This is a genomic window from Pseudomonas frederiksbergensis (assembly GCF_003732705.1).
Classification (GTDB): Bacteria; Pseudomonadota; Gammaproteobacteria; order Pseudomonadales; family Pseudomonadaceae; genus Aquipseudomonas; species Aquipseudomonas frederiksbergensis_F.
Genome location: NZ_MOBR01000008.1, coordinates 449,553 through 475,525, shown reverse-complemented (window position 1 = coordinate 475,525; position 25,973 = coordinate 449,553). Strand labels below are relative to the sequence as shown.

Below are 25,973 nucleotides of genomic sequence, written 5' to 3'. Positions count from 1 at the left end.
ATAAGTCTGTTGGTAACTTGTGGAGCAGGCTAAGGATTTCGCACCTTGTCCATGACGGCCAGTGAGCGCGATGCGTTGAGGACCAACCCGTAACTAAGTTTGTCGTAAGTGCGGAAAACCATCAGCAAACCGGCGCGCTCATCAGGAATTTTCAGCGGTTGGCCGGTGACCCGGTCGCGCACGGTTTCGCCGGTCTTCATCACCACTAGCACGTTACCTTCGGCCAGCCCGTCACGTTGCCCCTTGTTCAGCGTGACCACGTCCATCGCGCCAATCTGTGTAACCCCGCGTGGCACATCGATGATCAAACCGTTGATATCGGTTTTCGGCGCGCTGGGCATGAAGGTTGAATTGATCGCCCGTTCTTCGCCGCTGAACAAGCGATCGCCGAGGCGAACTTCCTGAGTGGTGCGTTGCAGCGCCAGGGTCGCAACATCGCCTTCAGTCGCGACAATCTCGCCGCCGCCGATGTCGTCGGCGTTGATCCCCAGGAACTCCTTGCTCTGCGGATCGGTGTAGACCTTGCCCTGGCGGAAGATGCCGTACACCGGCTGGTTCGGATCGAAATGCCCGCGGGCGAAGATGCGGTCACCGGTGCCGCTGAGCACGCGTTCGGCATCGCCGGCGACGATGTAGGGCGCCTTGTCGAAGTCCTCGACCTTGTCGACGATGCGGTTACTCAGCAAAAAACTGTTGATCGATTGCAGCGGGATGCTCGGGATCGCATCGGCCACCGGGCTGCTGCGAATCCGTGGCGAGAGCTTGATGGTGCCCCGGGATTCGCCGCGATTGAGCGTCAGGCGTGGCTGGCCATCGACGTAGGTCAGCGTCAGCGAGTCGCCGGGATAGATGAGATTGGGGTTCTGGATCTGTGGGTTGACCTGCCACAGCTCGGGCCATTTCCACGGCTCACGCAGGAATTTCCCGGAAATGTCCCAAAGTGTGTCGCCTCTTACCACCGTGTATTGCTGCGGAAAACCTTCCTTGAGTTGCACTTGCCCGTGCGCCAAACCGGCCGAGGCCAGAAGGAGCAAGGCGAGTAGTGATTTCCTCATGCGGTGAATCCCTTTATTATGTGCGTTCGCGTAAAACGCCAGAGCCCCCGTGGCTCGCTCCTGGCTCTTCACAAAGAAAGGAGCTACGTTTTACAACGGTAGCCTGCATCTTCGGACCCGCCAGGCCATCGACCCGACTTTACCTCACATGTGCAGCAATTAAGCTTATGGCCATTTTAGACATCCTCGAATTTCCCGACTCGCGCCTGCGCACTATCGCCAAACCTGTGGCCGTAGTGGACGACGAAGTGCGTCAGTTGGTCGATGACATGTTTGAAACAATGTATGAAGCGCCAGGCATCGGCCTCGCCGCGACCCAGGTCAACGTGCACAAACGTATCGTCGTGATGGACCTCTCCGAAGACCGCAGCGAACCCCGGGTGTTCATCAACCCCGAGTTCGAAACCCTGACTGACGAGATGGAGCAATACCAGGAAGGCTGCCTCTCGGTGCCAGGCTTCTACGAAAACGTCGATCGCCCGCAGAAGGTCAAGATCAAGGCCCTGGACCGCGACGGCCAGCCTTACGAACTGATCGCCGAAGGCCTGCTCGCTGTGTGCATCCAGCATGAATGCGACCACCTCAACGGCAAGTTGTTCGTCGATTACCTGTCCAATCTCAAACGCGACCGAATCAAGAAGAAACTGGAAAAGCTCCATCGCCAGAACGCTTGATGCCCTCCTTTCAAAGGCTTGCTGCGGCAAGCCTTTTTCTTTTGCGACTGCTTTGTAATAGAGAGTTTCCATGACTGAGCCACTGCGCATCGTCTTTGCCGGCACCCCGGAATTCGCCGCCGAACACCTCAAGGCCCTGCTCGACAGCCCTTATGAGATCGTCGCGGTCTACACCCAACCGGACCGTCCGGCGGGCCGCGGGCAAAAACTGATGCCGAGCCCGGTCAAGCAATTGGCTCTGGAAAACAACATCCGGGTGCTACAGCCACCGACCCTGCGCAATGAAGACGCCCAGGCCGAACTGGCCGCACTCAAACCGGACTTGCTGGTGGTGGTCGCCTATGGCCTGATCCTGCCGCAAGCGGTGCTGGATATTCCACGCCTGGGTTGCATCAACAGCCACGCGTCCTTGCTGCCACGCTGGCGTGGTGCGGCGCCGATCCAGCGTGCCGTCGAAGCGGGCGACAGCGAAAGCGGCGTGACCGTGATGCGCATGGAACTGGGCCTGGACACCGGGCCGATGCTGCTGAAAGTCACCACACCGATCACCGGCGAAGACACCGGCGGCAGCCTCCACGACCGTTTGGCGGAAATGGGCCCGCCTGCCGTGGTTCAAGCGATTGCCGGTCTCGCGGCGGAAACGCTGGAAGGCGAAGTGCAGGACGACAGCCTCGCCACCTACGCGCACAAATTGAACAAAGACGAAGCACGCATCGACTGGAGCCGCCCAGCGGTCGAGCTGGAACGCCTGGTTCGCGCCTTCAACCCATGGCCGATCACCCACAGCACCTTGAGCGGCGAAGCGCTGAAAGTGCTGGCCGCGAGCCTCGCCGAAGGGCAGGGCAACCCAGGGGAAATCCTCAGCGCCAGCAAGGACGGTTTGATCGTCGCTTGCGGTGAGCAAGCCCTGTGCCTGACTCGTCTGCAATTGCCCGGTGGCAAAGCGCTGAACTTCAGCGACTTGTTCAACAGCCGCCGTGAGAAATTCGCCGTCGGTACCGTGCTCGGTTACGTGGCGGACGCTCAATGAACCCGCGTCTGGCCGCCGCCAAGGCACTTGCCGCTGTTCTGAACGGAAAAGCCTCACTCAACAGTTCCCTGCCGACGCAAATGGACAAGGTCGAAGACCGTGATCGCGGTTTCACCCAGGACCTGGCATTCGGCACCGCGCGCTGGCAGCCGCGTTTGTCGGCGCTGGCGGCCAAGTTGTTGCAGAAGCCGTTCAAAGCCGCCGATGCCGATGTCGAGGCATTGTTGCTGGTCGGCCTCTATCAGTTGCTCTACACCCGCGTCCCGGCCCACGCCGCCATCGGCGAAACCGTCGGTTGTGCCGACAAGCTCAAGAAGCCTTGGGCCAAAGCTTTGCTCAACGCCGTGCTGCGCCGCGCCCAACGGGAAAGCGAAGCGCTGCTGGCGGAGTTGGAACACGACCCAGTGGTGCGAACCGCTCACCCACGTTGGCTGCAAAAATCCTTGAAAGCGTTCTGGCCTGAGCAGTGGGAAGCCATTTGCGAAGCGAACAACGCGCATCCGCCAATGATTTTGCGGGTCAACCGTCGTCATCAGACGCGTGATGCTTATCTCGGCTTGCTGAGTGAAGCAGGCATCGCCGCCAACCCCTGCGTGTACAGCCGCGACGGCATCATCCTCGACGCTGCCGCCGACGTGCGCAGCCTGCCGGGCTTCGCCGAAGGCTGGATCAGCGTGCAGGACGAAGCCGCCCAATTGGCCGCCGACTTGCTCGACCTGGCGCCGGGCCAACGAGTGCTCGACGCCTGCTGCGCCCCCGGTGGCAAGACCTGTCACATCCTTGAAGCCGAGCCGGCACTGGCCGGCGTGGTGGCGGTGGACCTGGAAGCCAAGCGTCTGGTGCGGGTGCGGGAAAACCTCGCGCGCCTGGGCCTGAGCGCCGAACTAATCGCCGCCGACGGTCGCGACACCGCCGCGTGGTGGGACGGCAAACCATTCCAGCGCATTCTGCTGGACGCGCCGTGCTCGGCCACTGGCGTAATCCGTCGTCACCCGGACATCAAGCTGACCCGCCAACCTGACGACATCGCCGCGCTCGCGGTGCTTCAGGGCGAACTGCTCGACGCCACGTGGATAACGTTGGAGGTTGGCGGGATTCTGCTTTATGCCACCTGCTCCACATTGCCGACCGAGAACACCGAAGTCATCGAAGCCTTCCTCGCCCGCACGCCGGGTGCCCGTGAGCTGGACCTCGCCACCACGGCAGGGATCAAACAGCCCCATGGTCGCCAATTGCTGGCCCAGCAGGGCGGTCACGACGGGTTCTACTACGCCAAGCTGATCAAGATTGCCGCCGCGCGCGGTTAACCGGATTTCAAGGGAGTGACTGGATGAAGATCATCATCCTCGGCGCAGGGCAGGTCGGCGGTTCGCTGGCGGAACACTTGGCCAGCGAAGCCAACGACATCACCGTGGTCGACACCGATGGCGAACGCCTGCGCGACCTCGGTGATCGGCTGGACATCCGCACCGTGCAGGGTCGCGCATCGTTTCCGACCGTGCTGCGCCAGGCCGGTGCCGACGATGCGGACATGCTGGTCGCCGTGACCAACAGCGACGAAACCAACATGGTCGCCTGCCAGGTCGCCCACACCCTGTTCCACACCCCGACCAAAATCGCCCGGGTTCGCGAAGCCGCGTATCTGACGCGCGGCGGGCTGTTCAATAACGACGCGATCCCGGTGGACGTGCTGATCAGCCCGGAACAAGTGGTGACCAACTACATCAAGCGCCTGATCGAACACCCGGGCGCCTTGCAGGTGATCGACTTCGCCGAAGGCAAAGCCCAACTGGTGGCGGTGAAGGCTTACTACGGCGGGCCGTTGGTAGGTCAGCAATTGCGGCAGTTGCGTGAACACATGCCGAATGTCGAAACCCGTGTCGCGGCGATTTTTCGGCGCGACCGGCCGATCTTGCCCCAGGGCGATACGGTGATCGAGGCCGATGACGAAGTGTTTTTCATCGCGGCCAAGGCGAATATTCGCGCAGTGATGAGCGAAATGCGCCGTCTCGATGAAAGCTACAAACGCATCGTCATCGCCGGTGGCGGGCAGATCGGTGAACGGCTGGCCGAAGCCATCGAAAGCCGTTATCAGGTGAAGATCATCGAGATGAACCCGGCGCGCTGCCGCTACCTCTCGGACACCCTCGACAGCACCGTAGTGTTGCAGGGCAGCGCTTCGGACCGCGACTTGCTGCTGGAAGAGAACATCGCCGACGCCGATATCTTCCTGGCACTGACCAACGATGACGAAGCCAACATCATGTCGTCGCTGCTGGCCAAGCGCCTGGGCGCGAAGAAGGTGATGACGATCATCAACAACCCGGCTTACGTTGATTTGATCCAGGGCGGCGACATCGACATCGCCATCAGCCCGCAACTGGCGACCATCGGTACTTTGCTCGCCCATGTACGCCGCGGCGATATTGTCAGTGTGCATTCACTGCGGCGCGGGGCGGCGGAAGCGATTGAGGCGATTGCCCACGGGGATGCGAAGTCGAGCAAGGTGATTGGCAAAGCCATCGAGAATATTGGTTTGCCGCCGGGCACCACGATTGGCGCGATCATTCGTGATGAAGAAGTGATCATTGCCCATGACGATACAGTGATCAAAACCGGCGACCATGTGATTCTGTTCCTTGTGGATAAGAAGCACATTCGGGATGTGGAGAAGCTGTTTCACGTAGGGTTGAGCTTCTTCTAACTGATCGTTCCCACGCTCTGCGCGGGGACGCCTCAACGGACGCTCCGCGTTCGGCTTTGGATGGGACGCGGAGCGTCCCGGGCTGCATTCCCACGCGGAGCGTGGGAACGATCGCTGTCGAAAGAGGTAAACAAATGATCGAATCCCTGGAAAAAATGCTCGCCAAGGGTGTGGATAACTCTTTGCTGCGCTTCGGCCTCGGCAAGGGTTATCTGGACCTTGGGGATAACGCCAAGGCTGCGGAGCACTTCCAGCGTTGCGTCGAGTTCGATCCGAAGTATTCAGCGGCGTGGAAGTTGTTAGGCAAAGCACATCTGGCGCTGGCCGACCATGGGGCCGCACGTCAGGCCTGGGAACAAGGCCTGGAAGCCGCCCGCGCCCATGGCGACAAGCAGGCGGAAAAAGAAATGACGGTGTTTCTGAAGAAGCTTGATCGCCAGGCCTGATCAGAGATAACGCAGGCCAATCCCTTCGGCATCCACCAGCACCACTTCCATGCGTACTCGCGGCGCGCCTGTGGGTAAGTCCTGGACCTGGCCATAGACCACCGCGCCCTTGGGCAACGCCGACAGGGTTGGATGCTTGACGTAGACGCCCGTCGTCGAAAGATTGCGAGTCTGCCCAAGGCATTCGCCGAAGCTTTCGTGGCTAATCTTGATGCGAAATGATTTGCGGTGTTCGGACATCTTCCGCGCCCTTGTATGAACATAGTTTGTGGATAACACGGACCTGTAGGAGCAAGGCTTGCCCGCGATGGGTCCTTACCATTCAACATCAATGTTGAATTTAATAACGCCATCGCGGGCAAGCCTTGCTCCTACAGGTTTATGTTATCCACAGAGTGTGCCAATTCCATCAATACCAGCGTTCTTCACCCGGTGGACGCTTCTTGAAGCGCTTCATGCTCCACATGTATTGGCTCGGATACGCCCCCACGTAGCGCTCAACCACTTTGCTCATGGCGGCGCAGGAAGTCTCGGTATCGGTGCTGTACATCGCTTCTGGCGCGGCTTCGAGGATTACTTTGTAGCCTGAACCGTCCGGCAGGCGCAGGGCATGCAGGAACACGCCGACCGCTTTGCCGCCGGCGAGCATGTTCGGTACGAATTTACTGGTCAGCGCCTGGGTGGCGAAGAACGGCACGAAGATCCCGGCGGATTCGGCCGGTTCCGGGTCAGCGGGGATGCCCACTGCACCACCTTTGCGCACTTCCTTGATCACGCTGAGGATGCCTTCCTTGGTAGAAGCGGCCACGCGGTTGCCTAATTGCACCCGTTGCTTGCGCAACAAATCGTCCACCGCCTTCAATTTCGGCGGACGATAGAAAATGATCGGTTTGCACTGGCTGCAATAGAAGTGGTTCAGCACTTCCCAGTTGCCGAGGTGGCTGGTGATGCCCACCACACCTTTGCCGGACGCCAACGCCTCCTTCAACACGTCGAGGCCTTCGACTTCGCGCACCAGGTCGATGGAGCGCTGGGCCGGCCAGATCCAGGCGCAGGCACTTTCGGTCAGGGACTTGCCGATGTCTCTCAGGCTCTGGCCCACCAGACGCTCGCGTTCGGCAGGATCCATCTCCGGGAAACACTTGGCCAGGTTGATCCTCACCACGTCGCGGGAACGGTTGGGGGTTTTCCACATGACCCAGCCAATCGCCGAGCCCACCGCTTGCACTGCTCGCCACGGAAGCAGGGCAAACAGCCGCAGAGCGCCTACCAGCAAGGCGCCTTTAAACTTATCCACAGGTCACTCCTGATCTTGTGCTGTGTGCGAGGCGGCCATTCTAACCGCCGTTCGCCAGCGTCGCGTAGCGGTCGCAATCCTGGGTGTGGTCCATGACCATGCCCGAGGCCTGCATCAGCGCATAACAAATGGTCGGGCCGACGAACGTAAAACCAGCCTTTTTCAGGCCTTTGCTCATCTCCACGGCGACCGGTGTCACGGCCGGCACCTGGCTGCGATCCTTGAAATGATTGATCACCGGCTTATCGCCAACAAACGACCAGAGAAACGCCACCGGGTCCTCCAGCGCCAGCCAGGCCTGGGCATTGCGTCGAGCGGCATTGAGTTTGAGGCGATTGCGGATGATGCCGGGATCGAGCATCAATTCATCGATTTCGGCGTCGCTCATCTGCGCCACGCGTTGTACGTCGAAGCCGAACAACACCTCACGATATCGCTCACGTTTACGCAGCACGGTGATCCAGGAGAGGCCGGCCTGGAACCCTTCGAGCAAAAGCAACTCGAACAATCCCTGCGCATCGCGTAGCGGCGTGCCCCACTCCTGATCGTGATAAGCCATGTACAGCGGATCTTCGGAACACCAAAAGCAGCGTGGCATAAGGCTCCAGGGGGCGTGCGCAGCAACGAATCGGGTATACTCCCGCTCTTTAAATCGCAGCCCAAGAAACAGGTGAATTTCGTGAGCCAGCCTACGCCAGCCGTGCGTACCTTCCAAGACTTGATCCTCGCGCTCCAGCAATACTGGGCCGAGCAAGGTTGCGTGGTACTTCAGCCCTACGATATGGAAGTAGGCGCCGGCACTTTCCACACAGCCACGTTTCTGCGCGCCATCGGCCCGGAAACCTGGAACGCCGCTTATGTGCAGCCCAGTCGTCGCCCGACTGACGGCCGCTACGGCGAAAACCCGAACCGTCTGCAGCACTACTATCAGTTCCAGGTAGTCCTGAAGCCGAACCCGGACAACTTCCAGGAACTGTACCTGGGCTCCCTCAAGCACGTTGGCCTGGACCCGTTGGTCCACGACATCCGCTTCGTCGAAGACAACTGGGAATCGCCAACACTGGGCGCCTGGGGTCTGGGCTGGGAAGTCTGGCTCAACGGCATGGAAGTGACGCAGTTCACTTACTTCCAGCAAGCGGGCGGCATCGAGTGCTACCCGGTGACCGGCGAGATCACTTACGGTCTTGAGCGTCTGGCCATGTACCTGCAAGGCGTGGACTCGGTCTACGACCTGGTCTGGGCTGACGGCCCGATGGGCAAAGTGACCTACGGCGACGTGTTCCACCAGAACGAAGTCGAGCAATCGACCTACAACTTCGAACACGCCAACGTCGAGAAGCTGTTCGAGCTGTTCGATTTCTACGAAAGCGAAGCCAAGCGCCTGATCGAACTCGACCAGCCGCTGCCATTGCCGAGCTACGAAATGGTGTTGAAGGCGTCCCATACCTTCAACCTGCTGGATGCGCGCCGGGCAATCTCGGTGACTGCGCGTCAGCAATACATTCTGCGTGTACGCACCCTGGCGCGTTCCGTTGCGCAAGCCTACCTGCTGGCTCGCGCCAAGCTGGGCTTCCCGATGGCGACCCCGGACCTGCGTGATGAAGTGTTGGCTAAGCTGGAGGCTGCACAATGAGTGCTCTGGATTTCCTGGTTGAATTGGGCACCGAAGAACTGCCACCCAAAGCCCTGAACACCCTGGCCGATGCGTTCCTGGCCGGTATCGACAAGGGCCTGCAAGCTGCCGGCCTGAACTACGAAACCAAAACCGTGTACGCCGCGCCTCGTCGTCTGGCTGTGCTGATCACTGCGCTGGCTACCCAGCAACCGGATCGCAGCATCAACCTCGACGGCCCGCCACGTCAGGCCGCATTCGATGCCGACGGCAATCCGACTCAAGCCGCCCTGGGCTTCGCCAAGAAGTGCGGCGTCGACCTGAGCGAAATCGATCAGAGCGGTCCAAAACTGCGTTACAGCCAGAGCATCGCCGGTAAACCGACCGCGAGCCTGCTGCCAACCATCGTTGAAGATTCCCTGAACGACCTGCCGATCCCGAAACGCATGCGTTGGGGTGCGCGCAAGGAAGAATTCGTTCGTCCGACCCAGTGGCTGGTGATGTTGCTCGGTGACCAGGTCATCGACTGCACGATCCTCGCCCAGAAGGCTGGCCGCGACTCCCGTGGTCACCGCTTCCACCACCCGCAAAGCGTGCGCATCACCGCGCCGGCCAACTACCTGGCCGACCTGCGTGGCGCTTACGTACTGGCCGATGCCAACGAGCGTCGCGCACTGATCAGCAAGCGCACCGAAGAGCTGGCGACGATGCAGGAAGGTACTGCCATCGTTCCTCCGGCATTGCTCGACGAAGTGACTGCGCTGGTTGAATGGCCGGTGCCGCTGGTGTGCTCGTTCGAGGAACGTTTCCTCGATGTGCCGCAAGAAGCCCTGATCACCACCATGCAGGACAACCAGAAGTACTTCTGCCTGCTGGATGCCGACGGCAAGTTGCTGCCACGTTTCATTACTGTGGCCAACATCGAAAGCAAAGACCCGCAGCAGATCATCGCCGGTAACGAGAAAGTGGTTCGTCCACGCCTGACCGACGCCGAGTTCTTCTTCAAGCAAGACAAGAAGCAGAAACTCGAAGACTTCAACCTGCGCCTGCAAAACGTGGTGTTCCAGGAAAAACTTGGCAGCGTCTACGACAAGGCCGAGCGCGTTTCCAAACTCGCGGCGTACATCGCGCAACGCATTGGCGGCAACGCAGCCTGGGCTTCCCGTGCCGGCCTGCTGTCCAAGTGCGACCTGTCGACCGAGATGGTCGGTGAGTTCCCGGAGATGCAAGGCGTCGCCGGTTACTACTACGCCCTCAACGACGGCGAGCCGGAAGAAGTCGCCCTGGCGCTGAACGAGCAGTACATGCCGCGCGGTGCCGGTGCTGAACTGCCGACCACCCTGACCGGTGCGGCCGTGGCCATTGCCGACAAACTCGACACGCTGGTGGGCATCTTCGGTATCGGCATGTTGCCAACCGGTAGCAAAGACCCGTACGCCCTGCGCCGTGCTGCACTCGGCGTGTTGCGCATCCTGATCGACAAGAAGCTCGACCTCGACCTGAACGACGCCGTGGCTTTCGCCGTGACCGCGTTCGGCACCAAGATCAAGTCTGCCGGCCTGAACGATTCGGTGCTGGAGTTCATCTTCGACCGTCTGCGTGCCCGTTACGAAGACGAAGGTGTGGACGTCGCGACGTACCTGTCGGTACGTGCCCTGAAGCCGGGTTCGGCGCTGGACTTCGATCAGCGTGTACAAGCGGTCCAGGCCTTCCGCAAATTGCCGGAAGCTGCGGCTCTGGCCGCGGTGAACAAGCGTGTTTCGAACTTGCTGAGCAAGGCCGAAGGCTCGATTCCATCGGTGGTGGAAGCCAAGTACTTCGACAACGCCAACGAGTTCTCCCTGTACTCGGCGATCCAGCAGGCTGACCAGGCTGTCCAGCCAATGGCCGCTGCCCGTCAGTACAGCGAATCGCTGGCGCGTCTGGCGGCGTTGCGCGAGCCGGTGGATGCGTTCTTCGAAGCAGTGATGGTCAATGCGGATGACGCCAATGTGCGCGCCAACCGTTATGCACTGCTGTCGCGTCTGCGTGGGCTGTTCCTCGGCGTCGCCGATATTTCGCTGTTGGGGTAAGACGGTTTGAAACTGCTGATTCTCGATCGGGACGGGGTGATCAACTATGACTCCGACGCTTACATCAAGTCGGTGGAGGAGTGGATTCCGCTCCCCGGTTCGATCGAAGCCATCGCGCAGTTGAGCAAGGCCGGCTGGACGGTGGCGGTCGCTACCAACCAGTCGGGCATCGCTCGCGGCTATTACGACAGCGCCACCCTGGAAGCCATGCACGAGCGCTTGCGTTCGTTGGTGGCAGAGCAGGGCGGTGAAATCGGGCTGATCGTCTATTGCCCCCACGGGCCGGACGAAGGCTGCGATTGCCGCAAGCCAAAACCCGGGATGTTGAAAACCATCGCCGCGCATTACAACGTATCGCTGACTAATCTATGGTTTGTCGGCGATACCCTTGGTGACCTGGAAGCCGCAAAAGCCGTCGATTCTCAGCCAGTTTTAGTAAAGACCGGGAAAGGCGAAAAGACTTTGGGCAAGACCCTACCGGCGGGCACCTTGATTTTTGACGATCTGGCGGCGATTGCCGCAGAACTTATCCACAATTAGAGCGTTTCGAGATTCCTGACCAAGGATTGATCGGGATTGCGCTTTATATAGACGGGCAGAGCCCGCACGGTAAACGTCACCATGTCGATATTGCAGGCCATCAGAACCTTTCTCTTTTACCTGCTGCTGGGCACCAGCTCTTTGCTTTGGTGCAGCCTGAGCTTTTTTATCGCGCCTTTTCTGCCGTTCAAGGCGCGCTATCGCTTTATCAATGTGTACTGGTGCCGCTGCGCCTTGTGGCTGAGCAAAGTATTTCTGGGCATCACCTACGAAATCAAAGGCGCCGAGAACGTACCTGAACGGCCCTGCGTGATTCAGTCGAACCACCAGAGCACGTGGGAGACGTTCTTTCTCTCGGCTTACTTCGAGCCGTTGAGCCAAGTGCTCAAACGCTCGCTATTGTTTGTACCGTTCTTCGGCTGGGCGATGGCCATGCTGCGACCGATTGCTATCGATCGCGATAACCCGAAAGCCGCGCTCAAGCATGTGGCAAAGAAGGGCGATGAATTGCTGAAGGATGGCGTCTGGGTGCTGATCTTCCCTGAGGGCACTCGCGTTCCCTACGGCACCGTCGGCAAGTTCTCGCGCGGTGGTAGCGCTTTGGCGGTCAACGCCGAACTTCCAGTACTGCCGATTGCACACAATGCCGGCAAGTTTTGGCCGAAAACCGGTTGGGCGAAGAAGCAGGGGGTCATCACGGTCATCATCGGTGAACCGATGTACGCCGAAGGCACTGGGCCGCGGGCCGTTGCCGCATTGAATGATCGGGTTCAGGCCTGGAATGAACAGATGCAGCGGGATATGGGTTCGTTGCCACCCGCTCCTCAAGCACCCGCCGAGACGGATCAAGTGGCTGTCTGAGATTCTGTGGATAACCTGTGTACCGTTTTGTTGAAAAGCGTCGGATTTAGTTTGTAGGTTTATGATTTATATACATATTTCTTAAGCTCATAAAATTCCGAAAAAGGTGCATAAGTTTTTTTCGGACGTAAAAAAACCGGCTGATATAGCCGGTTTTTTTATGCCCCGCAGATCACTCCTCCAAAAGGGGAAAATGAAGGCTGAAGCAGGTACCTTTGCCGACCTCACTCTGACATTCGATACGCCCACCGTGGTGATCCACCACCGCTTTGACCATCGATAACCCCAACCCCACGCCATCGATACCTTGAGCCGAGGTAAAGCGTCGATACTGACTGAACAGTTCAGGCAGTTCATTGGCAGCGATGCCTTTGCCCTGATCGGTCAACTCGCACATCAGCCAACCCTCGCTGCAACTGACTTGCAGGCTGATACGTGTAGCGGAGTCGCTGTACTTGATGGCGTTTTCCAGCAAATTGAACAACGCCCGGGTCAGCAAGCCCTGATCGGCCAGAATCAAACTTTCCTGGGCATCGTCCTCAAGATCATGGACCAACTCGATCTGCTTCAATTGCGCAATGCTCAGGGCCTGGTCGAACACGTCTAGAACCAGCATTGCGAACAGGGTTGGCTGGAACTCGTACGCCTCAGACTCAGCCCTGGCCAATAAGACGAAGCCATCCGTAAGGTCCAAAGCCCTGCGCACCTGACGCTCAATCTGATCGAACAACTGCGCATCGCCGCCCGCCTGGTGCCGATGCACGTCGAGCAGGGCAAGGATCGCCGAATGCGGCGCCCGCAGGTCGTGGGACAAGAAGCGCAGCAGCACGCCACGTTGTTCCTCGGCATCGCGTTCGACACTCAGGTCGGTCAGGCTCAGCAACCAGCCAATCGGCGTGTCCCCGTCCACTGGCAACAATGCCGCGCGCTCCAGACGCAGGCTACGTCCCTTGATGTCTCTGAACTCAAGCAACGGCAAGTTCAATAAGGGTGGGCGCGCGCCATCAAGCAGTTCCGGATACCCCAACTGTGCCAGTTGCTCGAGCACGTCATCGCCCACCAGATCCGCACCGAACACGTCTCGGGCGTTTCGGTTACCAAGCAAAATCCGCCCTTGGGGATCGCTGATCAATGTGGCGACCGGTAAATACTCCAGCCCATCGGCAATGAAACGCCGGGTATCGCGGGTGCGGCTCATGGCTTGTTCCAGCGCCATGATTTGTCCCTGCAAATGATCACCGGTGGGGAATTGCACGCGACGGCGTTCCGGGAAGACTTTCGGCTCATTGTCCAACCGTGCCAGTTCCCAGCCGAAATAGCTCAATACCACACTCAGGCGCCGCCAATTCCAGATCAGGTAACCGAACAGCATGCCCATCAAACTCGCCGCCGGGGACCACCACCAACGCAGTTCTGCGAGACAGGCGCTGATCAGCAGCGCACAGCTCATGCCACCCAGCGTCAGCCACAGTGCCAGGCGAGGGCGAAGTAACAGCAGACCAAGTACGCAGGCGACCAGGCTGGCCGACAACAACGCACCCAGGGCGCCCGAACCTTCGAGTTCACTGGACTGGGCGCTGTACGAAAGCAGGGCCGTCAATGGGAGCAATATCAGACTTATCCACAACCATTCCCTGACCAATTGCCGGAACAAACGCTGGACTTGGGTTGGCTCACGACTCTCACGGCGGCGCGTATTCGTCATGGGGAAGTCTGATTGAGGAGGGGAGAAGGAATTAGGTTCATGAGTCACTGGTCTGATCGCAAGATTGAACCCGAAGAATCATAGCGGACGACGACCAACGGGAGGCGGCTTACTTTCACTCCTTCAGTCGAGCCGGTATCGTCTATCGCCCACCAGCCATCAAGGAGTTACCGCACATGCGTGTCGCGATACTGGACGATGAACCCGCCGAATTGCGCCGGGTGGAACAGACTCTGCGCCAAATGGCTGAACCGGGTGAACAGCCCTGGTTATTGCACAGCTTCGAGCGCGCAGAAGACTTGCTGCGCCAGTTGCGCCGGGAAACCTTCGACCTGCTGATCCTCGACTGGCAACTGCCGGACCTAAGTGGCCTCTCCCTCCTGCGCTGGACCCGCGAACACATGGACGCACCGCCCGCCGCGATCATGCTCACCAGCCGCGATGCCGAGAGTGACATCGTCCAGGCACTGAACGCCGGGGCCGACGACTACGTCAGCAAACCATTCCGTCCCAACGAATTGAAGGCCCGGGTTGCTGCAGTATTGCGCAGGCATGGCCAGCAACGCGCCTCGGCCGCTGAAGTACTGAATTTCAACGATCTGGTGTTTGATGACGCCGAGCAGACCGTCACCCGCGCGGGCATCCCCATCGCCATGACCGAACGAGAATATCGTCTGGCTCGTTGCTTGTTCACCAACCTCGGCCGGCCGTTGTCCCGGGAATATCTGTATGGACGGTTTTGGAGTCATGAAGAAATGGTGTCTTCGCGTCCGTTGGATACTCACATTTATCGACTGCGCAATAAGCTGGGGCTGACGGCGGATCGGGGTTGGCAGTTGTTGACGATTTATGGGTATGGGTATCGGTTGGAGAGTGTGGGGTCAGTAGACGGATAAGATCTTTTGATTTTTTGAACGTAATAAAAAAGGCCAACGCGAGTGCGTTGGCCTTTTTGTTTGGCGCTACCGTTGGATCAGAAATCCAGGTTGGAAACCGCCAGGGCATTGCTTTCGATGAAGTCACGACGGGGCTCGACCGCATCACCCATCAGGGTGTTGAAGATCTGGTCCGCGCCAATGGCGTCTTCGATGGTCACTTTGAGCATCCGGCGCTGAGCTGGGTCCATGGTGGTTTCCCACAGCTGATCCGGGTTCATCTCGCCCAGACCTTTGTAGCGCTGGATGGTGTGGCGCTTGGTGCTTTCAGCCATCAGCCATTCAAGGGCTTCCTTGAACTCGGTGACCGGCTTCTTGCGCTCGCCGCGTTGGATATACGCGCCGTCGTCCAGCAAGGTGCTCAGTTGAGCGCCCAGGGAAACAACGGTTTTGTAATCGTTGCTGCCGAAGAAGTCGCGGTTGAACGTGATGTAGTTCGACAGGCCGTGGGAGATCAGTTCGACCTCTGGCAGCCAGACGTTACGTTCACGGTCTTCACGCAGGCTGGCTTTGTACACCAGGCCAGACTTCTCGACGGTGCGCAGGCGGACTTCGAACTTGGCCATCCAGTCCTGCATCGCTGCGTGGTCGGACAGTTGTTCCAGGGTGACAGCAGGCAGGTAGATGAAGTGCTCGGTCAGTTCCTGTGGATACAGGCGCGACAGGCGCTTTAGGGTCTTCATTACCAGACGGAAGTCATTCACCAGGCGCTCAAGGGCCGGTCCGGAAATACCCGGAGCGTCCTCATTCAGGTGCAGGCTCGCGTCTTCCAGGGCCGACTGCGTCATGTACTCTTCCATGGCGTCGTCGTCTTTGATGTATTGCTCTTGCTTGCCTTTCTTGACCTTGTACAGCGGCGGCTGAGCGATGTAGATGTAACCGCGCTCGATCAGCTCCGGCAACTGACGGAAGAAGAAGGTCAGCAGCAGGGTACGGATGTGAGAACCGTCGACGTCAGCATCGGTCATGATGATGATGTTGTGGTAACGCAGCTTCGCGATGTTGTACTCGTCACGGCCAATGCCGCAGCCCAGCGCGGTGATCAAGGTGCCCACTTCTTGCGAAGAGATCATCTTGTCGAAGCGCGCCTTCTCGACGTTCAGGATCTTGCCTTTCAACGGCAGGATGGCCTGGGTGCGACGATTGCGACCCTGCTTGGCGGAACCGCCAGCAGAGTCGCCTTCCACGAGGTACAGTTCGGAAAGGGCAGGGTCTTTTTCCTGGCAGTCAGCCAGTTTGCCCGGCAGACCGGCGATATCCAGCGCACCTTTACGACGGGTCATCTCACGGGCTTTACGCGCAGCTTCACGAGCGCGAGCCGCGTCGATCATCTTGCCGACGACCAGTTTGGCTTCGTTCGGGTTTTCCAGCAGGAAGTCCGAGAAGTACTTGCCCATTTCCTGTTCGACCGCGGTCTTCACTTCGGAAGAAACCAGCTTGTCTTTGGTCTGGGAGCTGAACTTCGGATCTGGAACCTTAACCGAAATGATCGCGGTCAGGCCTTCACGGGCATCGTCACCGGTGGTGGCGACTTTGTGCTTCTTCGCCAGGCCTTCCGCTTCGATGTAGGTGTTCAGATTACGCGTCAGTGCGGAACGGAAACCCACCAGGTGAGTACCGCCATCGCGCTGTGGAATGTTGTTGGTGAAGCACAACAGGTTCTCGTTGAAGCTGTCGTTCCACTGCAGGGCGATTTCCACGCCGATGCCGTCTTCACGCTGGATGTTGAAGTGGAACACCTGGTTGACCGGAGTCTTGTTGGTGTTCAGGTATTCAACGAACGCACGCAGGCCGCCTTCGTACTTGAACAACTCTTCCTTGCCGCTGCGCTCGTCCTTGAGGACGATACCAACACCGGAGTTGAGGAAGGACAGTTCACGAATCCGCTTGGCCAGGATGTCCCAGCTGAAGTGGATATTCTTGAAAGTCAGGTCGGACGGTTTGAAGTGAATCTGGGTACCGGTGGTTTCGCTCTCGCCGACGATTTTCATCGGCTCTTTCGGAACACCGTGGATGTAAGTCTGTTCCCAGATTTTGCCGCTGCGGCGAACAGTCAGCACCAGCTCTTCGGACAGGGCGTTCACTACCGAGACACCTACACCGTGCAGGCCGCCGGATACTTTGTAGGAGTTGTCGTCGAACTTACCGCCGGCGTGCAGCACGGTCATGATGACCTCGGCTGCGGAAACGCCTTCTTCTTTATGCACATCGACCGGGATGCCACGACCGTTGTCGCGCACGGTGATGGATTCGTCCGGGTGGATGATGATGCTGATATCGTCGCAGTGGCCAGCGAGCGCTTCATCGATGGAGTTGTCGACTACCTCGAAGACCATGTGGTGCAGACCGCTACCATCGTCGGTGTCACCAATGTACATACCGGGACGTTTGCGTACGGCATCCAGGCCTTTCAGCACTTTAATGCTCGTTGAGTCGTAGGTATTCGTATTTTCTTCGCTCAATGCCTTCACTCCCGATGGTCGTGGGTCTGGGTGATACGGCCCTGTTCCACGTGGAACAGAGCGACTGGCGTTTCCGTCTGCCAGCCTTCCCTCAATAATTCGTGATCTACACAGGTGATAAACACCTGGCAGCGTAAGTCTTCCAGCAAGCGGCAAAGCGCACGGCGGTGTTGCTCGTCCAATTCGGACGGCAGGTCATCCACCAGATAAATACACTGGCCGCGTCGGGCCTGGCTAACCAAGTGCCCCTGGGCAATCCGCAATGCACAGACCACCAACTTCTGCTGACCCCGGGACAAAATGTCCGCGGCGTTATGGGCGCCCAATCTAAGACGCAAATCAGCGCGTTGTGGTCCGGCCTGGGTATGACCCATTTGCTGATCCCGCTGAAGGGACCCGGCGAGCACAGCACTCAGCTCGCGATCTTTGTCCCAACCTCGGTAATAGCTGAGCGTTAAGCCCTCGAGTTCAACCAGTTCACTCAAGGTCTGTTCAAAGACTGGTTTCAAGGCTTTGATATAAGCGCGGCGGTATTCATCAATTTCTGCGCTGGCCTGGCACAGTTCCCTGTCCCAAACCGCTTGCGAAACGGCGTCAAGTGTACCATGCCGCAGCCAAGAGTTTCTCTGGCGCAGGGCCTTCTGCAAGCGCTGCCAGGTGGACATGAAGCGCGGTTCCACGTGGAACACACCCCAATCCAGAAACTGCCTCCGAATTTTTGGCGCCCCCTCCAACAGCCGGAAGCTGTCGGGGTTGATAAGCTGCAATGGCAGGATCTCTGCCAACTGCGCCGCGCTACGGGCGTTCTGCCCGTCGATACGGATCTGGAACTCACCCTGGCGGTCCCGAGATATCCCCAGCGCGCTGTGCCCGCCTTCGGCCAATTCCACCTGACCGAACACCGTGCACGCCAATTGCTCGTACTGAATGACGGGTAATAGACGGCTGCTACGAAACGAACGGGCAAGCCCCAGCAGATGAATGGCTTCCAGAACACTGGTTTTGCCGCTGCCGTTAGCGCCGTAAAGAATATTGATTCGGGGAGAGGGGGAGAAGGTCACCGGGTGCAAATTGCGCACCGCGGTGACCGAGACGCGACTTAAGGACATCTAGCTTCTGCTGAGCATGATTACAGACGCATCGGCATGACAACGTAGGCCGAGTCGTCGTTGTCAGACTCTTGCACCAGCGCGCTGCTATTGGAGTCAGACAGGATCAGGCGAACCTGCTCGGTGGTCATCACGCCCAGCACGTCGAGCAAGTAGCTCACGTTGAAGCCGATTTCCAGATTGCCGCCGTTGTACTCGACGCCCACTTCTTCTTCCGCTTCTTCCTGCTCCGGGTTGTTCGCCTGGATCTTCAACTGACCGTTGGCCAATTGCAGACGAATGCCGCGGTACTTCTCGTTGGACAGAATCGCGGTACGGCTGAAGGCTTCACGCAGGGCCTGGCGATCGCCGAGGACCAGCTTGTCGCCGCCCTTAGGCAGAACGCGCTCGTAGTCCGGGAATTTGCCGTCGACCAGTTTAGAGGTGAAGGTGAACTCGCCAGTGGTCGCACGGATGTGGTGCTGACCCAGCACGATGCTGACAAGGCCGTCCGGCTCTGTCAGCAGGCGCGCCAGCTCAAGGATACCCTTGCGCGGCACGATCACCTGGTGACGATCCGGTTGACCGATATCGGCCTTCATCGAGCACATGGCCAGACGGTGACCGTCGGTGGCCACGGCGCGGATGATGCCTTCGGACACTTCCAGCAGCATGCCGTTGAGGTAATAACGCACGTCCTGCTGGGCCATGGCGAAGCTGGTGCGTTCGATCAAACGACGCAGTTTGCTTTGCTCCAGGCTACAGGTCAGCGAACCCGGGCCTTCTTCAACCGTCGGGAAATCGGTGGCCGGCAGGGTCGACAGGGTGAAGCGGCTACGGCCAGCCTTCACCACGAGTTTCTGCTCATCGACCTTGATGTCGATCAGCGCATCGTTTGGCAGGCTCTTGCAGATGTCCATCAGCTTGCGCGCAGGCACGGTGATGGAACCTGGATCAGCCGGCTCTTCGAGTTGCACACGACCGACCAGCTCGACTTCCAGGTCGGTACCGGTCAGCGACAGTTGCTGGCCTTCGACAACCAGCAGCACGTTGGAGAGCACCGGCAAGGTCTGTCGGCGCTCGACGACGCCTGCGACCAGTTGCAGGGGTTTCAACAGGGCTTCGCGTTGAATGGTGAAATGCATGGTCTAGTCCCTTGCCTTAATAAGCTGCGCTGGTGTTCATCAAGTGGTCAGTGTACGCAGCAGGTTCTTGTAGTCCTCGCGGATGTCCGCGTCGGATTCCTTAAGTTCGTTGATCTTGCGGCAGGCGTGCAAAACAGTCGTATGGTCGCGGCCGCCAAACACATCGCCGATTTCCGGCAGGCTGTGGTTAGTCAACTCTTTGGAGAGTGCCATTGCAACCTGACGCGGACGTGCGACCGAGCGTGAACGACGCTTGGACAGCAAGTCGGAGATCTTGATCTTGTAGTACTCGGCGACGGTGCGCTGAATGTTATCCACAGAGACCAGTTTGTCTTGCAGCGCCAACAAGTCTTTCAGGGATTCGCGAATCAGCTCGATGGTGATGTCGCGACCCATGAAGTGCGAGTGGGCGATCACGCGTTTAAGCGCACCTTCCAGCTCACGGACGTTGGAGCGAATACGCTGGGCAATGAAGAACGCCGCATCGTGTGGCAGATCGACTTTGGCCTGGTCGGCCTTTTTCATCAGGATCGCCACGCGGGTTTCCAGCTCCGGCGGCTCGACGGCCACCGTCAGGCCCCAGCCGAAGCGGGACTTGAGGCGCTCTTCGAGGCCTTCGATTTCTTTCGGGTAGCGGTCACTGGTGAGAATGACCTGCTGGCCACCTTCAAGCAGGGCGTTGAAGGTGTGGAAAAATTCTTCCTGGGAACGTTCCTTGCGGGCGAAGAACTGAATGTCATCGATCAGCAACGCATCCACCGAACGGTAGAAGCGCTTGAATTCGTTGATGGCGTTCAGTTGCAGCGCCTTGACCATGTCGGCCACGAAACGCTCGGAATGCAGGTACACGACCTTGGCATTCGGATTCTTCTTTAATAGGTGGTTACCCACCGCGTGCATCAAGTGAGTCTTACCCAAGCCAACGCCACCATAAAGGAAGAGCGGGTTGTAACCGTGCTTGGGGTTGTCCGCCACTTGCCAGGCCGCAGCCCGGGCCAGCTGGTTGGACTTACCTTCGACGAAGTTCTCGAAGGTAAACGTGCGGTTCAGGTAGCTGGTGTGCTTGAGCGCACCTTCAACCTGCACGGTGCGTTGTTCGGCGCGGACCGGAGCCTGCTGCGAACTGGCGCCGGCCATCGGGTCGAAGCTGTCGCGGGACGGCTCTTCGCTGACTTCAGCAACCTTTTGCGTTGCACGCTTGGTTTGGGTGGCGGCCGGGACTGGCGCTGGTGCGCTGACCGGTGCTTGAGCGGCCTGAGCCTGGGAGGCGGCAGCAGCCAGCGGAGCATTGGGTGCCGCGCGCGGCGCCGAACTGCGTTTGCTGCCTATTAATAAGGAAAGCACCGGCGCTATGCCATTGCCATGCTCATCCAGCAGTTCAAGGACGCGGCCCAGGTACTTTTCGTTGACCCAGTCGAGAACAAAACGATTCGGTGCGTAGACACGCAACTCGTCGCCTTCGGCTTCGACCTGTAGTGGACGGATCCAAGTGTTGAATTGTTGGGCAGGCAGCTCATCGCGCAAAAGCTCCACGCACTGCTGCCAAAGTTCCACTGACACGGATATCCCCTAAGTTGAAAGCCGGTGAGGCAAAAACAAGCGGCCATTGTAGCGGCCAGACGCCCACTTATCCACATGCAGGTTGCGCACAGGCCATGATTTATCAATGCGTTAACTGACAAAAAGACGACCAGCGGTATGTGCATAAGCTCTGTGGATAACCACCCATGAGGGCACTGGACAAGTGGGGGGCAAACTCGGTGGATAACTGGCCTGTGGATAACTGAGCATTCCACACACAGCTTATCCGATAGCGCAGCACAGGCTGACCACCGTTTTCCACTGTAGTTGTCATTCTCTGTACAGCTCGGTTTAGAAGGCCTGAAGGCAGTTATCCACAGATGATCGTGCCCCTAGCTTTTATAAGCTTTACAGAAAAGCTTTAAATAATTCCCTTCTTTATTTCTATATCTAGCGAACGAGCGTCTGCCGAGAAAACCTCTGGAGATCTATTTATAAGGAAACGTTGGTTGGAAATTGACCTAGAGGCTTGCTTTCTCTAGAATCCCCGGTCTCTTAAAACGGGGGCCATTCCGGCCCGTTGTGGACGAACCAGGTAACACGACAATGAAACGTACTTTCCAACCAAGCACTATCAAACGCGCTCGTACCCACGGTTTCCGTGCTCGCATGGCTACCAAAAACGGTCGTGCCGTCCTGTCGCGTCGTCGCGCCAAAGGTCGTGCGCGTCTGGCAGTTTGATAATCCGGCACTGGAGGTGAGTCAGGACTTCAGTCGGGACAAGCGTTTGCTAACGCCCCGGCATTTCAAAGCAGTCTTTGACTCCCCTACCGGCAAGGTTCCGGGGAAAAACCTCCTGCTCCTTGCGCGCAACAACGATCTTGATCACCCCCGTCTCGGGTTGGTTATCGGGAAAAAGAGCGTAAAGCTCTCCGTCGAGCGCAATCGCCTCAAACGTCTGATGCGCGAATCGTTTCGCCTGAACCAGGATTCACTGGTCGGTTGGGACATTGTTATCGTCGCGCGCAAAGGTTTGGGGGACGTAGAAAACCCCGAATTGATTCAGCATTTCGGCAAGCTCTGGAAACGTCTGGCACGCAGCACGCCAGTACCAGCAGTCAAAACCGAAACTGTAGGGGTAGACAGTACCGATGCGTAAACTGGCACTCGTTCCGATCCAGTTTTATCGCTATGCCATTAGTCCCCTGATGGCCAGTCACTGTCGTTTCTACCCCAGTTGTTCCTGCTACGCGTATGAAGCCATAGAAAATCATGGCCTTCTGCGCGGTGGCTGGCTGGCCTTTCGTCGTTTAGGTCGCTGTCATCCGTGGAATCCCGGTGGTTATGACCCGGTTCCGCCTATCCCTACCTCCCGTTCTTCTTCGATGGCCGAGTAATCATGGATATCAAACGCACGATCCTGATCGTCGCCCTGGCAATCGTGTCCTACGTTATGGTTCTTAAATGGAACCAGGACTATGGCCAGGCTGCCCTGCCGACTCAGAATGTTGCTTCCAGTACTACCGCACCGGGCCTACCGGACACGGCGACTGGCAATAATGCTTCTGTCAGTGACGACATTCCACGCGCCGCAAGCGATACCAGTGCCACTGCACCTGCTGAAACGCCAGTAGCTGTAAGCAAAGACCTCATCCAGATCAAGACGGATGTGCTCAACCTGGCCATCGATCCACAAGGTGGTGATGTTGCCCAACTGACGTTGCCGCTGTATCCACGTCGCCAGGACCATCCGGAAATTCCATTCCAGCTGTTCGATAACGGCAACGAGCGGACTTATCTGGCCCAGAGCGGTTTGATCGGTACCGACGGTCCGGACGCCAGTCCAACCGGTCGCCCGGTTTACGCCTCGGAGAAGAAGATCTACCAACTGGCTGACGGTCAGGACCAATTGGTCGTGGACCTGAAGTTCAGCAAGGACGGCGTCAACTACATCAAGCGTTTCACCGTGAAACGCGGCTTGTATGACGTAACCGTTTCCTACCTGATCGACAACGAAAGCGCCAAGCCTTGGTCCGGCGCGATGTTTGCGCAACTGAAGCGTGACGCCAGTTCCGATCCTTCTTCCAGCACTGCCACCGGCACCGCGACTTACCTGGGCGCCGCCCTGTGGACAAGTAACGAGCCGTACAAGAAAGTGTCGATGAAGGACATGGACAAGGCTCAGCTGAAAGAAACCGTTAACGGTGGTTGGGTTGCCTGGTTGCAACACTACTTCGTGACCGCGTGGATTCCGGCGAAGGGCGAAAACAATGTCGTCCAGACCCGTAAAGACAGCAAAGGCAACTACATCATCGGTTACACCGCTCCGGCCGTGACCGTTGCGCCAGGTGCCAAAGGTGAAGTCAGCGCTGTTCTTTACGCCGGCCCGAAAAGCCAGGCTGTGCTGAAAGAGTTGTCCCCAGGTCTGGAATTGACCGTCGACTACGGCATTCTGTGGTTCATTGCCCAGCCAATCTTCTGGCTGCTGCAACACATCCACGCCATTGTCGGTAACTGGGGCTGGTCGATCATCTTCCTGACCATGCTGATCAAGGGTCTTTTCTTCCCTCTGTCGGCAGCCAGTTACAAATCGATGGCACGCATGCGTGCAGTGGCACCGAAGCTGGCGTTGCTGAAAGAGCAACATGGCGACGACCGGCAGAAAATGTCCCAAGCCATGATGGAGCTGTACAAGAAAGAGAAGATCAATCCACTGGGCGGCTGCTTGCCAATCCTGGTGCAGATGCCGGTTTTCCTTTCGCTGTACTGGGTTCTGCTGGAAAGCGTGGAAATGCGTCAAGCGCCGTTCATGCTGTGGATTACTGACCTGTCGATCAAGGATCCGTTCTTCATTCTGCCGATCATCATGGGTGCAACCATGTTCATCCAGCAGCGGTTGAACCCAACGCCTCCGGATCCGATGCAGGCCAAGGTGATGAAGCTGATGCCAATCATCTTCACCTTCTTCTTCCTGTGGTTCCCGGCGGGTCTGGTGCTGTACTGGGTGGTCAACAACTGCCTGTCCATCAGCCAACAGTGGTACATCACCCGTAAGATCGAAGCTGCTACCAAAAAAGCCGCTGCGTAACTTACTCTGTGGATAACCACTCAAAACGCCCCCTAGTGGGGCGTTTTGCTATCTGTCACTTTTGTCTGGATACCGGTTTATGAGCGTTCCTCGTGAAACCATCGCTGCCGTCGCTACCGCTCAAGGTCGCGGCGGTGTGGGCATCGTCCGTATTTCCGGGCCGCTGGCGAGTGCGGCAGCCAAAGCCATCAGCGGTCGCGAACTGAAACCGCGGTATGCCCATTACGGCCCGTTCCTCAGTGAAAACGAAGAGGTTCTGGACGAAGGCATCGCCCTGTATTTCCCGGGCCCGAACTCGTTCACCGGCGAAGATGTGCTGGAACTCCAGGGCCACGGCGGCCCGATCGTGCTGGATATGCTGCTCAAGCGTTGCCTGGAGCTCGGTTGCCGCTTGGCCCGGCCGGGTGAATTCAGTGAGCGAGCCTTCCTCAACGACAAACTCGACCTGGCCCAGGCCGAGGCGATTGCCGATCTGATCGAGGCGAGTTCTGCACAGGCGGCTCGCAACGCTCTGCGTTCCTTGCAAGGCGCGTTTTCCCAGCGTGTGCATAACCTCACCGAGCAATTGATCGGCCTGCGTATCTACGTTGAGGCGGCCATCGACTTCCCGGAAGAAGAAATCGACTTCCTCGCCGATGGCCACGTGCTGAGCATGCTCGACAAGGTTCGCGAGGAATTATCCACAGTCCTTCGCGAAGCCGGGCAGGGCGCCTTGTTGCGGGACGGGATGAACGTGGTGATTGCCGGACGGCCGAATGCTGGCAAATCCAGCCTGTTGAATGCCTTGGCCGGTCGCGAAGCAGCGATCGTCACCGAAATCGCCGGCACCACCCGGGACATTCTTCGCGAACATATCCACATCGACGGCATGCCGTTGCACGTGGTCGACACTGCCGGCCTGCGCGATACCGATGACCAGGTGGAAAAAATCGGCGTTGAGCGCGCGTTGAAAGCCATCGGCGAAGCGGATCGGGTGTTGTTGGTGGTCGATGCCACCGCCCCTGAAGCCCTTGATCCGTTTGCCCTGTGGCCAGAATTCCTGGAAACCCGCCCGGATCCGGCCAAAGTCACGCTGATCCGCAACAAGGCAGACCTGACGGGCGAACCGATTGCCCTGGACGTCAGCGACGATGGCCATGTCACCATCAGCTTGAGTGCCAAGTCTGCCGGCGAGGGCCTTGAGTTACTGCGTGAACACCTCAAGACCTGCATGGGCTATGAGCAGACCTCCGAGAGCAGCTTCAGCGCTCGCCGGCGTCACCTGGAGGCCTTGCGACACGCCAGCGCATCCCTCGAGCATGGTCGTGCGCAGCTGACGTTGGCAGGTGCCGGCGAGTTATTGGCTGAAGATCTGCGTCAGGCGCAGCACTCTTTGGGCGAAATCACCGGTGCTTTCAGCTCCGATGACCTGCTGGGGCGGATCTTTTCCAGCTTCTGCATCGGTAAATAGCCCCCTCCGTTGTTCCCAGACAGGCCATTCGTGCCTGTCTGTTCCCTCCTTTTCTGAAAACTTCCCCCAGTGCCGAGCAGATTCTTTTTGCTTGAGCGGTTTTCCCATACCCGGGATTCGCTCATTTGCAGCTTTTCTGTGGATTAAGCCCTGTGAATAACTGCCACTAAGGGCAGTTGATAACAGGGCCTGAAAACTGAAGATAAACCCCTCTGTGGATAACCACCCCTTTCATCCACAGGCTTACACCGGTTATCCAAGGGCCTCCCTGGCACATGACCACAGGGT

Annotated in this window: 24 protein-coding genes; 15 read left to right on the top strand and 9 right to left on the bottom strand. The window is 58.4% G+C overall.

The window, feature by feature from the left end:
- Positions 1-29 precede the first annotated feature (29 nt).
- Positions 30-1,055 carry a LysM peptidoglycan-binding domain-containing protein gene (locus BK667_RS11310; RefSeq protein WP_123515449.1) on the bottom strand — a complete coding sequence of 342 codons (1,026 nt, stop codon included), beginning with the start codon at positions 1,053-1,055 and terminating at the stop codon, positions 30-32.
- A 167-nt stretch (positions 1,056-1,222) separates the two neighbouring features.
- Here BK667_RS11310 and def point away from each other — a divergent pair, with 167 nt between their 5' ends.
- From def to BK667_RS11285, 5 genes are all read left to right on the top strand, one after another.
- Positions 1,223-1,729 carry a peptide deformylase gene (def, locus tag BK667_RS11305; protein WP_046056612.1) on the top strand — a complete coding sequence of 169 codons (507 nt, stop codon included), beginning with the start codon at positions 1,223-1,225 and terminating at the stop codon, positions 1,727-1,729.
- A 70-nt stretch (positions 1,730-1,799) separates the two neighbouring features.
- On the top strand, positions 1,800-2,759 hold the full coding sequence (gene fmt / locus BK667_RS11300; RefSeq protein ID WP_123597628.1) for a methionyl-tRNA formyltransferase: 960 nt from the start codon (positions 1,800-1,802) through the stop codon (positions 2,757-2,759).
- Positions 2,756-4,066 (top strand): 16S rRNA (cytosine(967)-C(5))-methyltransferase RsmB, encoded by a 1,311-nt coding sequence (rsmB, locus tag BK667_RS11295; RefSeq protein ID WP_123597627.1) that lies wholly within the window; start codon positions 2,756-2,758, stop codon positions 4,064-4,066. Before fmt ends, rsmB begins: the two co-directional genes overlap by 4 nt.
- Positions 4,067-4,089: 23 nt before the next feature.
- Positions 4,090-5,463 (top strand): Trk system potassium transporter TrkA, encoded by a 1,374-nt coding sequence (trkA, locus tag BK667_RS11290; RefSeq protein WP_123515455.1) that lies wholly within the window; start codon positions 4,090-4,092, stop codon positions 5,461-5,463.
- A gap of 134 nt (positions 5,464-5,597) precedes the next feature.
- On the top strand, positions 5,598-5,909 hold the full coding sequence (locus BK667_RS11285) for a tetratricopeptide repeat protein (RefSeq protein ID WP_123597626.1): 312 nt from the start codon (positions 5,598-5,600) through the stop codon (positions 5,907-5,909).
- Here BK667_RS11285 and BK667_RS11280 read toward each other — a convergent pair whose 3' ends face one another.
- The 3 genes from BK667_RS11280 to tag all read right to left on the bottom strand — a co-directional run bounded on the left by BK667_RS11280 (position 5,910) and on the right by tag (position 7,804).
- Positions 5,910-6,149: a PilZ domain-containing protein gene (locus BK667_RS11280; RefSeq protein ID WP_123515459.1), complete on the bottom strand. Its 240-nt coding sequence runs from the start codon at positions 6,147-6,149 to the stop codon at positions 5,910-5,912.
- A 169-nt stretch (positions 6,150-6,318) separates the two neighbouring features.
- The gene (locus BK667_RS11275) at positions 6,319-7,206 is read right to left on the bottom strand and encodes a lysophospholipid acyltransferase (protein WP_123597625.1); all 888 of its coding nucleotides are present in this window, start codon (positions 7,204-7,206) and stop codon (positions 6,319-6,321) included.
- A 40-nt stretch (positions 7,207-7,246) separates the two neighbouring features.
- Positions 7,247-7,804, bottom strand: coding sequence for a DNA-3-methyladenine glycosylase I (tag, locus tag BK667_RS11270; RefSeq protein WP_123408544.1), 558 nt, complete (start codon positions 7,802-7,804; stop codon positions 7,247-7,249).
- Positions 7,805-7,885: 81 nt separating this feature from the next.
- Here tag and glyQ point away from each other — a divergent pair, with 81 nt between their 5' ends.
- The 4 genes from glyQ (at position 7,886) to BK667_RS11250 (ending at position 12,291) form a co-directional block, all read left to right on the top strand.
- Positions 7,886-8,839: a glycine--tRNA ligase subunit alpha gene (gene glyQ, locus BK667_RS11265; RefSeq protein WP_008155694.1), complete on the top strand. Its 954-nt coding sequence runs from the start codon at positions 7,886-7,888 to the stop codon at positions 8,837-8,839.
- Positions 8,836-10,890, top strand: a complete 2,055-nt coding sequence (glyS, locus tag BK667_RS11260) for a glycine--tRNA ligase subunit beta (protein WP_123597624.1) — start codon at positions 8,836-8,838, stop codon at positions 10,888-10,890. Before glyQ ends, glyS begins: the two co-directional genes overlap by 4 nt.
- Before the next feature lie 6 nt (positions 10,891-10,896).
- Positions 10,897-11,430 carry a D-glycero-beta-D-manno-heptose 1,7-bisphosphate 7-phosphatase gene (gene gmhB, locus BK667_RS11255; protein ID WP_123597623.1) on the top strand — a complete coding sequence of 178 codons (534 nt, stop codon included), beginning with the start codon at positions 10,897-10,899 and terminating at the stop codon, positions 11,428-11,430.
- Positions 11,431-11,511: 81 nt separating this feature from the next.
- The gene (locus BK667_RS11250) at positions 11,512-12,291 is read left to right on the top strand and encodes a lysophospholipid acyltransferase family protein (protein ID WP_123515469.1); all 780 of its coding nucleotides are present in this window, start codon (positions 11,512-11,514) and stop codon (positions 12,289-12,291) included.
- Between the two features lie 172 nt (positions 12,292-12,463).
- On the opposite strand, the gene BK667_RS11245 is transcribed toward BK667_RS11250, so the two are convergent.
- The gene (locus BK667_RS11245; RefSeq protein WP_123597622.1) at positions 12,464-13,996 is read right to left on the bottom strand and encodes a sensor histidine kinase; all 1,533 of its coding nucleotides are present in this window, start codon (positions 13,994-13,996) and stop codon (positions 12,464-12,466) included.
- 176 nt (positions 13,997-14,172) lie between these two features.
- On the opposite strand from BK667_RS11245, the gene BK667_RS11240 reads away from it, so the two are divergent.
- A complete protein-coding gene (locus BK667_RS11240) occupies positions 14,173-14,892 on the top strand; it encodes a response regulator transcription factor (RefSeq protein WP_123597621.1) in 720 nt (239 codons plus the stop codon).
- A gap of 77 nt (positions 14,893-14,969) precedes the next feature.
- On the opposite strand, the gene gyrB is transcribed toward BK667_RS11240, so the two are convergent.
- The 4 genes from gyrB to dnaA are packed head-to-tail and all read right to left on the bottom strand — an operon-like array spanning position 14,970 to position 21,186.
- Positions 14,970-17,393 carry a DNA topoisomerase (ATP-hydrolyzing) subunit B gene (gyrB, locus tag BK667_RS11235; protein WP_123515475.1) on the bottom strand — a complete coding sequence of 808 codons (2,424 nt, stop codon included), beginning with the start codon at positions 17,391-17,393 and terminating at the stop codon, positions 14,970-14,972.
- A gap of 5 nt (positions 17,394-17,398) precedes the next feature.
- Positions 17,399-18,502 (bottom strand): DNA replication/repair protein RecF, encoded by a 1,104-nt coding sequence (recF, locus tag BK667_RS11230; RefSeq protein ID WP_123515478.1) that lies wholly within the window; start codon positions 18,500-18,502, stop codon positions 17,399-17,401.
- A gap of 20 nt (positions 18,503-18,522) precedes the next feature.
- The gene (gene dnaN / locus BK667_RS11225; protein WP_123515480.1) at positions 18,523-19,626 is read right to left on the bottom strand and encodes a DNA polymerase III subunit beta; all 1,104 of its coding nucleotides are present in this window, start codon (positions 19,624-19,626) and stop codon (positions 18,523-18,525) included.
- 39 nt (positions 19,627-19,665) lie between these two features.
- Complete coding sequence (dnaA, locus tag BK667_RS11220; protein ID WP_123515482.1) at positions 19,666-21,186, bottom strand: chromosomal replication initiator protein DnaA; 1,521 nt, start codon at positions 21,184-21,186, stop codon at positions 19,666-19,668.
- A 567-nt stretch (positions 21,187-21,753) separates the two neighbouring features.
- Here dnaA and rpmH point away from each other — a divergent pair.
- The 5 genes from rpmH (at position 21,754) to mnmE (ending at position 25,685) form a co-directional block, all read left to right on the top strand.
- Positions 21,754-21,888, top strand: a complete 135-nt coding sequence (gene rpmH, locus BK667_RS11215) for a 50S ribosomal protein L34 (protein WP_003213577.1) — start codon at positions 21,754-21,756, stop codon at positions 21,886-21,888.
- A gap of 16 nt (positions 21,889-21,904) precedes the next feature.
- Positions 21,905-22,306, top strand: a complete 402-nt coding sequence (rnpA, locus tag BK667_RS11210; RefSeq protein WP_054048735.1) for a ribonuclease P protein component — start codon at positions 21,905-21,907, stop codon at positions 22,304-22,306.
- Positions 22,299-22,544, top strand: a complete 246-nt coding sequence (gene yidD, locus BK667_RS11205; protein ID WP_080761984.1) for a membrane protein insertion efficiency factor YidD — start codon at positions 22,299-22,301, stop codon at positions 22,542-22,544. The genes rnpA and yidD overlap by 8 nt, the downstream gene beginning before the upstream one ends.
- Positions 22,545-22,546: 2 nt before the next feature.
- On the top strand, positions 22,547-24,235 hold the full coding sequence (yidC, locus tag BK667_RS11200; protein WP_123408553.1) for a membrane protein insertase YidC: 1,689 nt from the start codon (positions 22,547-22,549) through the stop codon (positions 24,233-24,235).
- Between the two features lie 79 nt (positions 24,236-24,314).
- Positions 24,315-25,685 carry a tRNA uridine-5-carboxymethylaminomethyl(34) synthesis GTPase MnmE gene (gene mnmE / locus BK667_RS11195; protein ID WP_123597620.1) on the top strand — a complete coding sequence of 457 codons (1,371 nt, stop codon included), beginning with the start codon at positions 24,315-24,317 and terminating at the stop codon, positions 25,683-25,685.
- Positions 25,686-25,973 lie beyond the last annotated feature (288 nt).

What these genes read in the sequence shown, in the direction of transcription:
- glyS (WP_123597624.1), top strand. Translation starts at nt 8,836, where the DNA reads ATGAGTGCTCTGGATTTCCTGGTTGAATTGGGCACCGAAGAACTGCCA.
- BK667_RS11245 (WP_123597622.1), bottom strand. Translation starts at nt 13,996, where the DNA reads ATGACGAATACGCGCCGCCGTGAGAGTCGTGAGCCAACCCAAGTCCAG.
- BK667_RS11240 (WP_123597621.1), top strand. Translation starts at nt 14,173, where the DNA reads ATGCGTGTCGCGATACTGGACGATGAACCCGCCGAATTGCGCCGGGTG.
- mnmE (WP_123597620.1), top strand. Translation starts at nt 24,315, where the DNA reads ATGAGCGTTCCTCGTGAAACCATCGCTGCCGTCGCTACCGCTCAAGGT.
- trkA (WP_123515455.1), top strand. Translation starts at nt 4,090, where the DNA reads ATGAAGATCATCATCCTCGGCGCAGGGCAGGTCGGCGGTTCGCTGGCG.
- BK667_RS11280 (WP_123515459.1), bottom strand. Translation starts at nt 6,149, where the DNA reads ATGTCCGAACACCGCAAATCATTTCGCATCAAGATTAGCCACGAAAGC.
- dnaN (WP_123515480.1), bottom strand. Translation starts at nt 19,626, where the DNA reads ATGCATTTCACCATTCAACGCGAAGCCCTGTTGAAACCCCTGCAACTG.
- yidD (WP_080761984.1), top strand. Translation starts at nt 22,299, where the DNA reads ATGCGTAAACTGGCACTCGTTCCGATCCAGTTTTATCGCTATGCCATT.
- yidC (WP_123408553.1), top strand. Translation starts at nt 22,547, where the DNA reads ATGGATATCAAACGCACGATCCTGATCGTCGCCCTGGCAATCGTGTCC.
- rpmH (WP_003213577.1), top strand. Translation starts at nt 21,754, where the DNA reads ATGAAACGTACTTTCCAACCAAGCACTATCAAACGCGCTCGTACCCAC.
- BK667_RS11310 (WP_123515449.1), bottom strand. Translation starts at nt 1,055, where the DNA reads ATGAGGAAATCACTACTCGCCTTGCTCCTTCTGGCCTCGGCCGGTTTG.
- fmt (WP_123597628.1), top strand. Translation starts at nt 1,800, where the DNA reads ATGACTGAGCCACTGCGCATCGTCTTTGCCGGCACCCCGGAATTCGCC.
- rsmB (WP_123597627.1), top strand. Translation starts at nt 2,756, where the DNA reads ATGAACCCGCGTCTGGCCGCCGCCAAGGCACTTGCCGCTGTTCTGAAC.
- recF (WP_123515478.1), bottom strand. Translation starts at nt 18,502, where the DNA reads ATGTCCTTAAGTCGCGTCTCGGTCACCGCGGTGCGCAATTTGCACCCG.
- def (WP_046056612.1), top strand. Translation starts at nt 1,223, where the DNA reads ATGGCCATTTTAGACATCCTCGAATTTCCCGACTCGCGCCTGCGCACT.
- BK667_RS11250 (WP_123515469.1), top strand. Translation starts at nt 11,512, where the DNA reads ATGTCGATATTGCAGGCCATCAGAACCTTTCTCTTTTACCTGCTGCTG.
- BK667_RS11285 (WP_123597626.1), top strand. Translation starts at nt 5,598, where the DNA reads ATGATCGAATCCCTGGAAAAAATGCTCGCCAAGGGTGTGGATAACTCT.
- tag (WP_123408544.1), bottom strand. Translation starts at nt 7,804, where the DNA reads ATGCCACGCTGCTTTTGGTGTTCCGAAGATCCGCTGTACATGGCTTAT.